The sequence below is a fragment of the Oleiharenicola sp. Vm1 genome, assembly GCF_047777955.1.
GTDB lineage: Bacteria > Verrucomicrobiota > Verrucomicrobiia > Opitutales > Opitutaceae > Didemnitutus.
In genome coordinates this window covers 3888892-3903230 of sequence record NZ_CP180537.1, presented here as the reverse complement: position 1 = coordinate 3903230, position 14339 = coordinate 3888892, and the positions used below count along the sequence as shown (strand labels likewise).

General features: G+C 66.1%; 13 protein-coding genes. All 13 read right to left on the bottom strand.

Going from position 1 to position 14339, the window contains the following annotated elements:
* Nucleotides 1–18: 18 nt before the first annotated feature.
* Nucleotides 19–1422, bottom strand: coding sequence for a hypothetical protein (locus ACMYLB_RS18805; RefSeq protein WP_415908477.1), 1404 nt, complete (start codon nt 1420–1422; stop codon nt 19–21).
* Nucleotides 1423–1438: 16 nt separating this feature from the next.
* Nucleotides 1439–3301, bottom strand: coding sequence for a polysaccharide biosynthesis protein (locus tag ACMYLB_RS18800; RefSeq protein WP_415908476.1), 1863 nt, complete (start codon nt 3299–3301; stop codon nt 1439–1441).
* A 1-nt stretch (nt 3302) separates the two neighbouring features.
* A complete protein-coding gene (locus ACMYLB_RS18795; protein WP_415908475.1) occupies nt 3303–4031 on the bottom strand; it encodes a sugar transferase in 729 nt (242 codons plus the stop codon).
* A 5-nt stretch (nt 4032–4036) separates the two neighbouring features.
* Nucleotides 4037–4954: a transketolase family protein gene (locus ACMYLB_RS18790; protein WP_415908474.1), complete on the bottom strand. Its 918-nt coding sequence runs from the start codon at nt 4952–4954 to the stop codon at nt 4037–4039.
* Complete coding sequence (locus tag ACMYLB_RS18785; RefSeq protein ID WP_415908473.1) at nt 4954–5760, bottom strand: transketolase; 807 nt, start codon at nt 5758–5760, stop codon at nt 4954–4956. The genes ACMYLB_RS18790 and ACMYLB_RS18785 overlap by 1 nt, the downstream gene beginning before the upstream one ends.
* 1 nt (nt 5761) lies before the next feature.
* A complete protein-coding gene (locus ACMYLB_RS18780) occupies nt 5762–6868 on the bottom strand; it encodes a DegT/DnrJ/EryC1/StrS family aminotransferase (protein WP_415908472.1) in 1107 nt (368 codons plus the stop codon).
* A gap of 9 nt (nt 6869–6877) precedes the next feature.
* Entirely contained in the window at nt 6878–7525 is a 648-nt protein-coding gene (locus ACMYLB_RS18775) for a GNAT family N-acetyltransferase (protein ID WP_415908471.1), read from the bottom strand.
* Complete coding sequence (locus ACMYLB_RS18770) at nt 7512–8618, bottom strand: DegT/DnrJ/EryC1/StrS family aminotransferase (protein WP_415908470.1); 1107 nt, start codon at nt 8616–8618, stop codon at nt 7512–7514. Before ACMYLB_RS18770 ends, ACMYLB_RS18775 begins: the two co-directional genes overlap by 14 nt.
* A 2-nt stretch (nt 8619–8620) precedes the next feature.
* Complete coding sequence (locus ACMYLB_RS18765) at nt 8621–9670, bottom strand: glycosyltransferase (RefSeq protein WP_415908469.1); 1050 nt, start codon at nt 9668–9670, stop codon at nt 8621–8623.
* Nucleotides 9670–10842: a hypothetical protein gene (locus tag ACMYLB_RS18760; protein WP_415908468.1), complete on the bottom strand. Its 1173-nt coding sequence runs from the start codon at nt 10840–10842 to the stop codon at nt 9670–9672. Before ACMYLB_RS18760 ends, ACMYLB_RS18765 begins: the two co-directional genes overlap by 1 nt.
* Nucleotides 10843–10916: 74 nt before the next feature.
* Nucleotides 10917–11828: a hypothetical protein gene (locus tag ACMYLB_RS18755; RefSeq protein ID WP_415908467.1), complete on the bottom strand. Its 912-nt coding sequence runs from the start codon at nt 11826–11828 to the stop codon at nt 10917–10919.
* 415 nt (nt 11829–12243) lie between these two features.
* On the bottom strand, nt 12244–13191 hold the full coding sequence (locus ACMYLB_RS18750; RefSeq protein WP_415908466.1) for a putative nucleotide-diphospho-sugar transferase: 948 nt from the start codon (nt 13189–13191) through the stop codon (nt 12244–12246).
* Nucleotides 13191–14294 carry a DegT/DnrJ/EryC1/StrS family aminotransferase gene (locus ACMYLB_RS18745; RefSeq protein WP_415908465.1) on the bottom strand — a complete coding sequence of 368 codons (1104 nt, stop codon included), beginning with the start codon at nt 14292–14294 and terminating at the stop codon, nt 13191–13193. Before ACMYLB_RS18745 ends, ACMYLB_RS18750 begins: the two co-directional genes overlap by 1 nt.
* Nucleotides 14295–14339: the final 45 nt, after the last annotated feature.

The window sequence follows — 14339 nt, the reverse complement described above, 5'->3', positions numbered from 1 at the left end:
CTCACGGCAGTTCGTCGCTCAGGCGGCGTGGCGTGGCGCGCTTCGCAGCAGCGAAAGGCCGAGCCCGAGCGCCAGGCCGACGACGAAGCCCACGGCGGACCACATCAGCACGAAGTTGATTGCATTTGGCGAGGACGCCTGTAGCGTAATGCGCACTGCGTCGCCATACTCCTGCTTGCCGTAGTCCTGAAGCGTGGCGCGGATCGTCTTGAGCAGCTCGAGGTAGTCGCGCTCAAGCTGCGCCAGCGCCGTTTGCGTGCTGGAAATCACGTTGGCCTGACCGCTGGAGTCCGTGGACTGAAATTTTTCCATCCGCTGACGGCGCTCCAGCAGCTGCGTCTTCTCGGACTGGACCTGGCGGACGGCGAGGCCGGCCTCGAGAGATTTGCGGACGAGAAAATTATACGCGTCGTTGGCTAGCAGGGTGTCGATGAACGCTTGGTCGAGGAGCGGCTGGCCGTTCTTGCCGGAGAGATTCTCGGCCTTCGTCGCGAGCACATAGTTTTGCATGCGCTCTTGCGTCCGGGTGAGCAGGGCGTTGACAACGTTTTCCTCCTCTCGGAGCCGCTGCTCCTGATCCTCAAGAGTGCGGAGGTGATAGTCCATCTTCACCAAGGCGAAGTTGCGGTCCTTGGAAAGGCCATTGACGTAGATCAGGCTGAGCACGTTGTTGAGTCGCACCTGGGCGAAAATGTCCGTTAGGCGCTGCAGGTCCTGGATGGAGAGATTGGTCGTGGGCGAACGGAACTCGCGGGCCTTTTGGACCTGCTGTTGCAGGTAGCCCGACAGTGATTGGATCTCGCGCGTCAGGATGAGTTCGTATTCGACGAAGTCGGCGTTGTTGAGTGACGAGAAGGCGCTGCCGAAATGGGGAGGGAGCTCGATGTAGCTGCGGCTGAATTTCTCGCGGTAGACCGTCACGATCTCGCTGAGCAGAAGTTCGCGTTGCCGCATCTCGATGGGAAAATTGCGCGGAAGCGACAGCGTGATCTCGTATTCGTCGGGGAAGTAGGGAGGCGGCTGCATACCGCTGGCGCGCATGCGATCGCGTTCTTTGATGATCGTCGGGGAGATGAAGCCGTTGATCGAGATGCTGCCGCGGATCTGGCTGGCGAATTGCTCAGGGAGGCCGAGTCGTTTTATCGCCTCGGTGACGACGTCCGGGGCCCGGAGGTCGTCGGCCACGAACTTGCCGCCGTTGGGATAGGTGCCGCGTTCGAAGCCGGGGAAAGAGAAGGACACCCGCAGGTTGGTGGTGGTTTGTTGCCGGCTGATCGCCAACAGCGATACGATGGCGGCGGAGGCGAGACCGAGAAGCGCGAGCCCGGCGATGCGAAAGACGCCGGCGCGGAGCCGGCGGGCCAGTTCAGCCAGGTCGATCTGGTCGTCACGTTCGCGGGAGAGGGAGGCGGATTCTTCCATAACGGTGGGAGCGGGGTCAGCGGGGCCCGAGATAGGGCACATACTCGGGAACGATCGCCGTGAACGCCAGCTTAGTTTGCTCGGCGTCGAGGGTCGCGCAGGTCCGGTGCAGATCGTCCAGCTTGCGCTGCAGCGGCTCGAATTCCGCAGGAGGTCCGACGAACCGCAGGATCTTGGGATGCGTGGTGCGGGTCAGGCTTTCCGACACGTGGTTGATCTCCTCGTAGAGTTTCTCGCCGGGGCGCAAGCCGGTGTAGACGATCTCGATATCGGTCTCCGGTTTGAGGCCGCTGAGTTCGACGAGCTGTCGCGCGAGGTCGGCGATCTTGATCGGCTTGCCCATGTCGAGGACGAAGATCTCGCCTCCCTCGGCCTGGGCGGCGCTCTGCAGCACGAGGCCGACGGCCTCGTTGACCGTCATGAAAAAGCGCGTGATTTCGGGATGCGTGACGGTGACGGGGCCGCCGGCCGCGATCTGGCGCTTGAAGGTCGGAATGACGCTGCCGGACGAGCCAAGGACGTTGCCGAATCGCACCGCCATGAATTTGGTGGCCCGGGAGCCGGGCTGTCGCTGCAGGGCCTGGATGAAAAGCTCGGCCATGCGCTTGGTGGCGCCCATCGCGTTGGTGGGGTTGATCGCCTTGTCGGTCGAGATGAGAAGGAAGCGGTCTACGCCGTGGCGCACGGACAGTTCGGCGATCACTCGCGTGCCCAGCGTATTGTTTCGAAACGCCTCGGCGGGCTGCGTTTCCATCAGCGGCACATGCTTGTGGGCCGCGGCATGGAACACGAGTTGGGGCGAATAGCGGCGGAAGATGCCTTCCATGCGCTCGACATCGAGGACGTTGGCGACCAGTGGCACGATTTCCGCGCCAAAGCCGAGTTCGCGCAGCTCCTGGTCGATCTGGAAAAGCAGGAACTCCGAGCGCTCGATCAGGAGCAGCTCGCGCGGGGCGTAGCTGGCGATTTGCCGACAGAGTTCGCCGCCGATCGTGCCGCCGGCGCCGGTGACCACGACGGTGCGGCCGCGAATCAGGTCGCGGATGCGGTCGGTCTGGATCTGCACGGGCTCGCGGCCGAGCAAATCCTGGATCTCGACGGAGCGAAGCTGCGATACACGCACCTTGCCGGTGAGCATCTCCTCGTAAGACGGCACGATCTCGAAGCGGAGCCGGACGGCGTTGAGCATCGCCACGATTTCGCGAACGCGGCGGCCGGGTGCGCCAGGGATCGCGATGATGGCTTCATCCACGGGGTTGCGGGCGAGATAATCCTTGAGCAGATCCGGCGCGCCGATCACGGGCACGCCATGAATCGTCGTGTTCCAAGTGCGGCGGTCGTCGTCGAAGAACGCGAGGGGGGTCATGCCGAGTCCGCGGCGCACCAACAGGTCGCGGGCGAGGCTGGCGCCGACGTCTCCGGCGCCGACGATGACGATCCGCTTGCTCGAGCCCGGCGCGCGCTGGCCAAAATACCCCTCGCGGATCAGACGCAGCGTCAGGCGAAACGCGCAGAGAAACAGGAACGAGATCAACAAATCGGTGAGGATGACCGCCCGCGGCGGGGCATACGGGATGCCGAGGGTCAGGCGGACCGCGAGTGCGACGACCGCTGCGGTGAAGCACACCGCAAAGATCTTCACCAGGTCGTGAAATCCAAAATAGCTCAGCAGGCTGCCGAACTGCCCGAAGGCGTAGAGCAGGCCCAGCTTCAGCAGCAGTCCCGCCGCCATCATCCACGGGAGATGAGGGGTGAACTCCGGGGGGACGGAGAAATCGAATCGCAGTTGGAACGCGAGCAGCAGGGAAGCAGCCAAGCCGCCCGCGTAGACGAGGAGCAGGCCGATTTGCCGGGCGGCGATGGGGAACGGGCGGGCCACTTCAGAACCGGGTTTCGATCGCGTCGGCTCCCGGCGGTGGGAACGGGACGAGCGGGACGGAGCGGCCGGCCACGGCGATGAGCTGTTCGTCCGCGCCCAGCCGACGTAGCAGTCCTTGGACGCCGGCGAGGGCCCGGGCGCGCGAGACAGCGGAAAGCACCGTGAGCACGACGAGGGCTACGTCGGTGACCAAGTTGTGATGGCGTCCGTAGAAGAGACCGAGGCGGCTTTTCCACGGGCGGATGACTTGGTTGTATTTGAGATCCGGATTTTCGGCGCCGCGCAGGATGTCGCCTTCGTCCGCAAATACGATCGAGGCGAAGTCAGTGATGCCGGGACGCACGTCGAACAGGTGGTATTCCTCCTCCGTGTAGAGCGCGACATCCTTCATCACCTGCGGGCGCGGGCCAACGAGGCTCATTTCGCCCTTCAGCACGTTCCAGAGCTGGGGCACTTCGTCGAATTTCGTTTTGCGGATGAGTTTGCCGACCCACGTGATGCGGCGGTCATTCGCGGCGGTGGAGGCGCCGCCGAGCTTGTCGGCGTTCTTCACCATCGAACGCAGCTTCACCATGTTGAAGGTGCGGCCGCGCGCGCGGGCGCGGGGCGCGATGTAGAACGGGTTGCAGTAGTCCTGCAGCCAGATCAGCAGCATGAAAATCAGCAGGAATGGGCTGAGAAAAAGCAGCCCGAAGAACGAGACGACGATGTCGAAGAGGCGCTTGGCCATGGCGGTCAGGTGAGAAGGGAGCGGGTGCGCGCGGCGATCGCGGGAGCGTCCATCCGGTAGTGCGTCCGCAGGTAGGACTGCGAACCGACCACGCTGGAGAAGCAGCCCTCGAGGCCGATGCGGAGGAAGCGGCGCGGAAACGCGCCAGTGTCACCCAGCGTTTCCAGCACGAGGCCGGCGAGGCCTCCGTGGATGGTGTGCTCCTCGACGGTGACGATCGCACGATGGTTGCGCGAGGCGGCGACGAACGGCTCCGCGACCACCGGATTGAGCGAGTGCACGGAGTAGATGCTCGCCGAGATGCCGTCGCGCGCGAGCGCGTCGGCGGCCTTCACGACTTCGCTGAGGATGCCGCCGGTGGTGAAAAACGCGACATCGGTGCCGTGGCGCAGTCGGCGCGGGGCGCCGAGCGCAAACGGTTCCGCGTCGACGCAGTCGGGGCCGACATCCTTGTCGAGGCGCAGGAAGCACGTGCCCGGCAGGCGGGTGATGGCTTCGGTGGCTTGCGTGACCTCCCACAGGCTCGTGGGGGAAACGCTGGTGATGTCGGGCAGCGAGCGTAGGATCGCGAGGTCCTCGGTGGCGTGGTGCGAGATGCCGAGCGCGCCGTAGCTGAAGCCGCCGCCGATGGAGACGACCTTCACGTTGGCTCCGTGGTAGGCCGCGTCGTTGCGGATCATCTCGAGGCAGCGCAGCGTCGGAAAATTGCCGATCGAGTAGGTGAAGACGATGTGGCCCTCGAGCGCCATGCCGGTAGCGACGAGCGTCATGTTCTGCTCGGCGACGCCGGCGTTGATGAACTGCTTGGGGAAGCGTTGGCGGTAGTCGTTGAGGACGCCGAAGCCGAGATCGCCCGTGATAAGCATGATCCGCGGATCGCGCTCGGCGAGACGACTCAGGGTCTGGATGAAACGGTCGCGCATCAGGCTTTCTCCAGTTCGGCGAGGGCGCGGTCGAACTCCTCGCCGCGCGCGGTGCGGTAGTGCCAGAGCACCGTGTTTTCCATGAAGGAAACGCCCTTGCCCTTCGTGGTGTGGGCAATCACGACCGTCGGCCGCCCGGGTTGGGCGGGCAGGCGGCCGAGCGTGGCCTTGAGTTTTTCATGATCGTGGCCGTCGGTCTCGACGACGGTCCAGTTGAAGCTCTCCCATTTTTGCCGGAACGGCTCGAGGGCGATCGTCTCAGCGACAGGGGCGAGGCTCTGAATCTTGTTGTAGTCGACGATAGCGACGAGGTTGTCGAGCTGGTGATGCTGCGCGAACAACGCGGCTTCCCAGATGGTGCCTTCGTCGCATTCGCCGTCGGAGAGGAGAACGAACACGCGCGGCGTGCGGCCAGCCATCTTGAGCGCCTTCGCCATGCCGGTGCCGACGCCTAGGCCGTGACCGAGGCTGCCGGTCGAGAGTTCGACGCCGGGGATCCCCTTGTGGCTGACGTGGCCGGAGAGCACCGAGCCGTCCTGATAATGCTGCGTGAGCTGCTCGGTGGGGAAGAAACCCGTCTCGGCGAGCGTGGCGTAGACGGCGGCGCCGGCGTGGCCCTTGCTGAGGATGAAACGGTCGCGGTCGGACCAGCGCGGCTGGCGCGGATCGACGCGCAGGATGCCGCCGTAGAGCACCGCAAGGATGTCCGCGATGCTCAGGGCAGCGCCGATGTGCGAACTGCCGCCCCGGCTGGTCATTCGCAGGGCGTGAATGCGGACGCGCTTGGCCAGTTGGACCGTGTCCATATCAGCGCTTGTAGAACTCGCGGATGCACTCCGCGACGTAGCGCACGTCGTCGTCGACCATGGACATGTTGAGCGGCAGCATGAGCAGCCGCTGGAAGAGCGCGTCGGTCTTCGGCAGGCGTTGCGTGAAGCCGAGCTTCGGGAACTGGTGCACGGCGCGGCCGCCCCATTGGATGAGCGTGCCGACGTTGCGCGATTTCAGGTGATCCTTCAGCGCGTCTCGGTTCTGGGCTTCGATCTCGTAGTTCTGGAAAATGTCGAAGTGATCCGGTTCGGAGCCAGGTGCGGCCGGCAGGCGCACTTCGGGGACGTCGCCGAGCAGGCTCTGGTAGAGCGAGGCGATGGCACGGCGGCGGATGACAACGCCCGGGTAGTCCTTGAGCTGAAAATCGAGGTAGGCGGCCTCGACGTTGTCGAGGCGGGCGTTGGTGCCCCACATCACGACTTCGCCGGTGTGGTCGCGGCCGTGATCGCGGAGGAGGAGGAGCTGGCGATAGATCTCGTCGTCGTTGGTGAGAACAGCGCCGCCGTCGCCGAGGCAGCCGAGCACTTTGGCGGGGTAGAAGCTGATGCAGGCGGCGCGGCCGAAGGTGCCGGCGCCCTTGCCCTTGAACTTCGAGCCGAGCGCTTGGGCGGCGTCTTCGTAGATTTCGAGCCCGTGCTTGCGCGCGATCGCCTCGATCGCGTCCATGTTGCACGTGCGGCCGTTGAGCTGCGTCGGGCAAATGGCGCGGGTGCGCGGCGTGATTGCGGCTTCGATGGCGGCGGGATCGATCAGATGGTCCGGGCCGGCCTCGACCGGCACGGGAATGCCGCCGGCGAAGTGAACGGCGGCCGCGGTCGCGACCATGGTGTGCGAGCAAAGGATGACCTCTTCGCCGGCCTTCAGGCCGCCGGCCATGAAGGCGATTTGCAGGCCGTCGGTGGCGTTGGAGACGCCGACCGCGTATTTCGCACCGGTGTAGGCGGCGAGGTTGCGTTCGAAGTCTGCCAGATCCTTCTGCATGATGAAGGCGCCGCGACGGCCCACGTCGCGCAGCGTCTCGATGAAGCGATCCTCGCTGTTCTTGAAGACGTGAGGATAGTTGAAGAAGGGAACAGAGCGCATAAAAAGGACTTAAGCCTCTGCCTCGCCCGAGGGCTGGCAATCTCGAATTGCGTGGACAAACAGGCAGGATTCGACCGTCGCATGGACTTCGATGGTGGCCACCCGGCGAGCGCCGATCTTTTCGTAGAAGCGGATGGCGGAGAGCTGGCGCGCGCCGGTCACGATCCGGATGCGCCGAACCCCGCGTTCACGGTAGGCCTGCTCCATGGCGGCGAACAAGGCTCGGCCGACGCCGCCGCCCTGGCGCTCGGCGGTCACGCAGAAGTTGAGGATCTCCGCGCCGGGGAGATCGGGCACCGGCGGCGTGCGGTTGGGGTAGCGCAACGTTTCCCAGCAGCGCTGCACCGTGCTCCACGAGAGCAGCCGGCGGAGCAGTGCGGGGAGCAGGTGGGGCCACGCTGTGAAGATCACGCGCCGGTAGACCTTGCGCGTATCCGTGGAGGCGCACAGGAAGCCGACTGTCGTGTCGCCCTCGCGTGCCACCAAGATGAACGCATGCGGAGAGCGATGAATCGACCGGTAGAGTTTTTCGAGCACCGGTAGGCCGAGCGAGGTGAGGAAGCCCTCGCGGATTTCGCCGGCGTGGAGGCGTGCGAGGTCGCGATAGTCGCGCGGCCGGGCGGGGGCGCGCAGCGGGAGGATTTCAAGCGCGGCCATGGCGATTGATGAGTTCGACGACTGCGCGCTGGAACGAGCGGGTCACCTTTGGGTGCACCGGCAGCGACAGGATGCCGGTGGCCGCGCGCTCCGCCTGGGGGCAGTCGCCGGGCCGGTAGTGCACCGCCGCCAGTTCGTCTCCTGCGAGCGGATGGACGGGCGTGGCGAACCACCCGGCGACTTCGAGGTTTCGCCGGGCCGCGGCCGCGAGGACTTCCTCCTTGTTCGCGACGAAAAGCGGGAAGCGCGAATAGACCGCCTCCGTGCCTGCCGGGACCGGCGGCAGGCGGCAGGAGCCGTTCGCCAGGGCGGACCGATAGAACTCCGCCTGGGCGCGCCGCTCTGGCTCGAACGCAGCGGCGGCGGCGATCGCGGCGGGCAGTCGCTGCGCTGCGCCCGGCGCCATGCGCCAGCGAAAATCGGCGGCCGTTTCCAGGCCCACGGGGTTGTAGTTCGATTCGGCGAGACGGAGCCGGCCAAGAAGGCGGAACGCGCGACGCACCCACCAAAACGTGTGCGGGGAGTAGAGCCGCGCGAATGCGACGTATTGCGCCTCGAGGATCGCGTTCCGGCGCGCGGGAGGGTGCTCCGTTGCCGCCTGCGCCGTGGAGAGCCGAGCTTGCAGGGCGGTGTCGTTGAAACGGGCGCCTCCACCCACGCCGGCGATCACCGGTTTGCCCCATTCATAGGACCAGAACGCGCCGAGCCCCAAGCTGCCTACCGGCCGCCCGCCGACGGTGGAAGCGATCGAGTGGCAGCAATCCTCGATCACCGGCACGCCGCTTTCCGCCGCCAGGGCGAGTAATGGCCCCATATCGGCCGGAATCCCGAACGTGTGCTGCGCGATGATGGCTTTCGTGCGCCCGGTCAGCTTGGCCCGAACGTTGTGGGAGCAGAGATTGACGCTGTCCGGTTCCAAATCCGCCCAGACTGGCGTCGCTCCCGTGGCGAGGATGGCCTCCGGCACAGCCAGGCAGGTGAACGCCTGCAGCATCACCTCGTCGCCGCGACCGACCCCGAGGGTGCGGAGTAGGTGATACAGGCCGACGCGGCCGCGATAAAATGGAAGAGGGAGATCGAGTGTCGGGGCCATGATCAGTGTGAAAATTTGCCTTCCGGCCGAGGGGCCGGGAGCGGCAGCAGAGCGCGCGCGCATCCCCACAGGCCCCCCAAGCCGTAAACGAGATGGGTGAGGTAGAAGAGCGGCACCAGCAGGAAAACCAGCGCCGTCCGCCGATACACTCGGGCCTCGCCGATCGCAGCGCCGATCGCGACGAGCCCATAGACGCCGAGCGGCGTCCACGCAGCCGTTCCGCCGTAAACTACCGCGAGCGGCAGGATGAGATGGTAGAGTGCGAACAGCAGCGGAACGTAGTTGCGCGGCCGCACCAAGCGCGTGGTGGTGAGACGGCGCGAATAAAAAAGCCGGAACGGACCACTGAAGGTCCACCGCAGGTATTGGCCCAGCCGGGTGCGCGGGTGATAGGTGCAGGTCAACGACGGGTCGAGCAGGATGCGGCCGCCCGCCGCGAGCAGCCGCGCGTTGAACTCGCGGTCTTCGATGCGAATCATCGACTCGTCAAACAGGCCGAGGGCATCGAAGACCCGCCGCGGGTAACAGCCGCAGTAGACGGACTCCACTTCCTGGAGGCCTTGGGGCCGGGCGCGCCAAGGCGCGCCGCCGTTTGCAAAGGGCGCAGACACCAGAGCCGCAAAGGCGTTCTCCCGCAGGGTGCGGCCGGGCGCGGTCAAGCGGAGGGCGCCGACGTTGTCGGCTTCGGTCCGCTGCAGCAGCCCGACGAGATGGGCTAGGTAATGCCGCGGGTATTCGGCGTGCACGTCGAGGCGCACGATCACGTCGGCTTTCGCGACGCGGAGCGCGCAATTGAGTGCGCGCGCGGTGGTCCGGTGTGGATTGTCGAGGACACGCAGGCGCGGTTCGGCCGCCGCCAAGCGAAAGAGGATCTCACGCGTGCCGTCCGTGCTTATCCCGTCGACGACGAACAGTGTCGTGCGCGCCGGGTCGCAATCCATGGCTAGCACCTGCCGCACAAAGCTCTCGACGAACTTCACCTCATTGAGGCACGGGACCACGATTGCAATGGAAGGATGATCGGGCAGGCGATGACGGGGGAGGGAGGACATCAGAGGAGCGCGGCGCGGGTCAGCGCGTCATCAAGCCGGCGCTGGAACTCGGCGGTGGAGAAGTCGCGATCGAACCGGGCGTAGTCCGCGGCGGGCGGATCGTGGAGGAGGCGGTGCAGGGCGACTCCGGCGGCGTGCGGCTCGGGTTCCGCGAGAGCGAGGCCAAGCTGGTATTCCGCGGTGCGTTCCGCCATGCAATGGCCGTCGGCGACCATGACCGGCCGGCGGAAAAAACCGGCCTTGCTCAGGATATTGCTGCTGCGGGTGAAATTTCGGTAGACGGCGAAAATGACGGCGGACTCGCGGAAAAGACCGTTGAACTCGGCCTCGGAAGCGATGCGGTCGGGGATCGCCCAGAGATTGGTCCGTTGTCCGGCCGCCGCCGCGGCGATCTGGCACTGGAGGTCGGGGGCGACCCCCAGCGGCTCAAATTGTCCGGCCAGCAAGAAAAAGGCCCGGCCCGGATCGGTCTCCTGTGCAAGTTGGAGGAAGAGGCGGATATTCTTCGCCTCGGAAAGGTGGCCCAGTAAGGAAACGATCGGCCGTCCCGCCGCCCGCCGGCGGAGCTCCTGCAGGAGGGGAAAATCAACCGCGACGGACGTGTCGGCAATGTCCGGTAGGGTGGCGACGATGCGGCCGAGCGTCTCGGGGCGCACGAGATCCGGGAGTTTGTCGTCCAGGACGAGGAGGCCGCGGCAGCCCGGCTCACGCAATACGCGCAGGCGCACGCGCATCGCCGGAGCCAGCGCGGGTTCGCGCAGGTCGCTGGCGGAGACATGGAGTCCGATCCAAGGCACGGGGAGGGACACACCGGACAGCGACAGCTCCGGTTCCAGCATGTCGTCGAGGTAAGGCAAGAAGACGAGACGCGGGTGATTCGGCAGCGCGGCGAGCGCATCGCGACAAGCCCGCCAACGCGCCAGTGCATGTCGACGCCGCAACCGGGGATTGGTGCGGATGCGGGTCCACAAGGCGAATCCGCCCGGAATCCTGCGCAGCAGCTCGAGGGCCCCGGCACGAGCCGGGGGACGGCCCAATCCCGGGACCGCGGGGGCGTGCAGGTGCGGCGTGGCGTCCGGCACGCGCAGCGAGACGTGCCGGAAGATTTCCGCAGGGAAACCGCTGAGCGAGGTCACCTCCCATCCGCTCCGCAGCAGCGATTCGACGATCAATCGGTGGTAAGCGGGAATGTGCCCGCTCCAGTTGTAATCGAAAACCGCGATGCTACGCGTTGGAGCCGGAGGTGTCATGAGGCTCGCGCCTCCAGCGCCGAGGATGCCGGGGTGCGCCGCCCGCGCGTGCAGCCAAACAGGTGCAATGCGAAGAGCAGCACCGGCCCGAGCAGGTAGCCGTTCGTCACGACCGCGACGCGAAAGGGCACGCTGCACAGCATGAGGATGCCAAACGCATTCGCGACGAGCACCAGGGAGGCGAGGCGGCGAGGCTGGAGCCGGAGCCAGCAGTCCACGGCGAAGGCGACCAGTGTCAGCGTGGCGCTGACCAGCGCCACCCCTCGGAATCCGAAAGCCGAATACGCGGTGGCGACGAACGACGCGTTCGCGTGCGAGTCGATGCCCGTGGAGGCGAGCGAGATCATGCTGAAATCGACGGTGTCTCCGGGCACCGGCATCATGAAAACGCCCTCGAATCCGCGGAAGGCGAAGAAATCCGGAAAGAGCATGAAATAACCGCCCGAGACCGCGCCGGGGGCCACGAAGATGCGGGCGAAAAGAAGGAAGGCGGCCTCGTCGATTTCCGTCTGCACCGTGGCGCGAAACACGAGCACGCCGGCCGCGATCACGGCCGCCCACGCGAGCAGAGTGCGCCAAGACTGGCGTATCCAAGCGACGAGCGAGGCACCGGATATCCGCCCGAACCGCCAGAGCAAAATCGGGTAGACGAGGGTGAAGAGCCACATCATGCGCGACCCGATCACGGCGGTTGCGAGCACCATGCCGGTCCAAGCCGAGACCTTCATCAGGCGCTGGAGGCCGGCGCTGAGCCGCGGCGCGGCCCCGGTCACCGCCAGCACGGCGGGGAAGAGAAACGAGTAGGCGAACATCAGCGGGCCGTTGCCGCTGGCCGCCTTGCTGTTGATCGCGTCGCCGACCGCGTTACGGGCCTCCAAGTAGCTGTCGTAGGAGGGCGCGCGATACATGGCCTGCGAAAGCGTGAAGACCTCGGGATTGCGCAGAAAAAGAAAACCAGGCAGACGGATCCCAAACCTAGCAGGCCGAGCGGCACAACCGCGGGCAGCGAGGGTGGGGCGGTTTCGTCCGGCGGGCGTCGCGCCGCGAGCGCCACCAAGCCCACGGCCGCGATCGCGGTGAACAGCGCGTTGCCGATCGCGAGACGCTCGTAGACGACGGCCGCCGTCGGGAACGGCACGTCGACGGGGACGAAAAGGGGGAGCGGCGTGAAGAGCGCGTTTGTCAGGAGATACGCAATGACCGTGGTCGGCAGGATCAGTAGCCGACGGGCACGCCAGATGGCGAAAAACGCGAGGCCCAGGCCGAAGCCACAGACCAGGAGGTTCGCCGTCAAGGCCGGCCAGTTGTTGCGCCAGGCTTCCATTATCCTCGATTGACGCGGATGCTCGCACGCCGCCGCGCCCAATGCCATCCCAGTTTGATCCAACCCAGCCAAGTGCGGGGCGCTTGACGCGGGCGATAATCGGGCGCGATTTGCCTCAGCCGGGTGATGGCTTGCCGCAGGTCGCCTTGGTAACGGCGATAAATTTCCTGGGTCGCCGGCTGCGCGAGCGGATAGCCGACGGCCTGCTGGATCCACTGCGAGCCGAGCAGGCGCAGGCCGTGAAAATGAAAGAACACCGGCGGAAGCGCCTCCGCCGATTGTGCGGCGTGGTCGGCGTTCCACGGCGCCAGCGTCCGGTAGCGGTGGTCGAGGACATGCACGAGTGCACCGGACCGCACCGGCCATTCGTCGAGGTAGGCTTGGTCGCCGAAGCCGCCGAGGCGCGGGTCGCTGCTGCACTGCTCCCGGGTTTGCGCCTGCCAGCGGGCGAGCAGCGCCAAGGCAGCGGGCGAGCGCGTAAATGTGACGAATTGCACGCAGTAGGTTCCCGCGGTGCGGGTGAAGTGCGACCACTCGGGGGCGTAGGCGTGCTCGGTGATCATCACCTGCTTGCCGGTCTCGGCGAACTCGCGCAGCAGCGATGCCGGATCGGCGAGAAAATAGACGTCAGCGTCCAGATACGTCAGCCGCGTCACCGCAGGCGCTCGGTCAAACACGAACGAGAAAGCGTGCGAGGCCAGCGTCCAGCAGTATTCGCCGTAACTGCGGTTCGCCCGGGCTTGCCGCAGGGCGGGCGTCTCGCACTCGGGCAGCGCGAGCAGCTGCGCTTCCGGCGCGCCGAGGCGGGTGAGCAGTTCGTGCGTCTCCTGGTCCAGGCACAGGATCCAGAGACGGAAGGGCGCGCCGGAGGTTCGGCGCAGGGAATCAAGCAGCGCCAGCCCCTGCGGAAGGAAGTTGCGATCGAACAGCGTGACGTAGTGTTCCATCAGCGGAACGAGTTCAACGCGTCGATCACCTGCTCGATCTCGCCGTCGGTCAGATAAGGATGGCAGGGAATCGAAAGGCAGGTGGCCGAAAATTCGTCCGCCACCGCCAATCCCGCCGGGTCACGGCGCAGCTCGCGGGTGGGCGGCTGGAGATGGACGCCGATCGGGTAGTGGATCAGTGACTGGATGCCGCGGGTGCGTAGGTGAGCCGCCAGCGCGTCGCGGCGCGCAGTGCGCACGACGAAGAGATGGTAAACGTGGCTCGAGAACTCCTCCGGGGCTGCAAGCAACGTAATCTCGGTATTACGGACACCGGCGTGGTAGCGCGCGGCGATCTCCTGGCGGCGCCGCGTCGCCGCGGGAAGATGTTCGAGCAACCGTCGCAGCATGGCGGCGTGCAGTTCGTCCAAGCGGCTGTTCAGGCCTGGTAGGGGGTGGTGATACCGGTCGCTCTGTCCGTAGTTGCGCAGTTGGGCGGCCTGGGCTGCCACCGCCGCGTCGTTGGTGCAGAGCGCCCCCGCGTCGCCGATCGCGCCGAGATTCTTCGTCGGATAGAAGCTGAAGCCGGCCCAGCAGCCGAAACTGCCGGCGGAAATCCCGCCCGCCCGCGCGCCATGGGCTTGGGCGGCGTCCTCGAGGAGCAACAAGCTTCGTTCCCGGCATAGCTCCTGCCATCGGCCCATCTGGCGGATTTGGCCATAGAGGTGCACGAGCAGAATGGCGCGGGTGCGCGGACCGATGCAGCGCGCCGCACTGTCGGGATCGAGCAGCCCCGTGGCCGGGTCGACTTCGGCGAGCACGGGTTGCGCGCCGGTGCGCAGGATCGCGAGCACGGTGGCGAAGGCGGTCAGGGGAGTCGTGATCACCTCGTCTCCTGGCCCGATTCCCGCGCAACGTAGCCCGATCTCCAACGCATCCATACCGTTGGCGACGCCGACGCAGTGTGCGGTGCCGCAGTAGGCCGCCCATTCTCGCTCAAAGGCGGTGACGTTCTCGCCGAGGATGAACCATCCCGACTGGATGACGCCGGCGGCTGCATCCAGCAGTTGCTGACGCACCGGAGCCGGAACGCGGGAGAAGTCGTTGATCAGGATCGAAACCATGGGGGGAGAGGGCGTTGAGCCGGAACGCGCGGAAGCGCGCAAGCC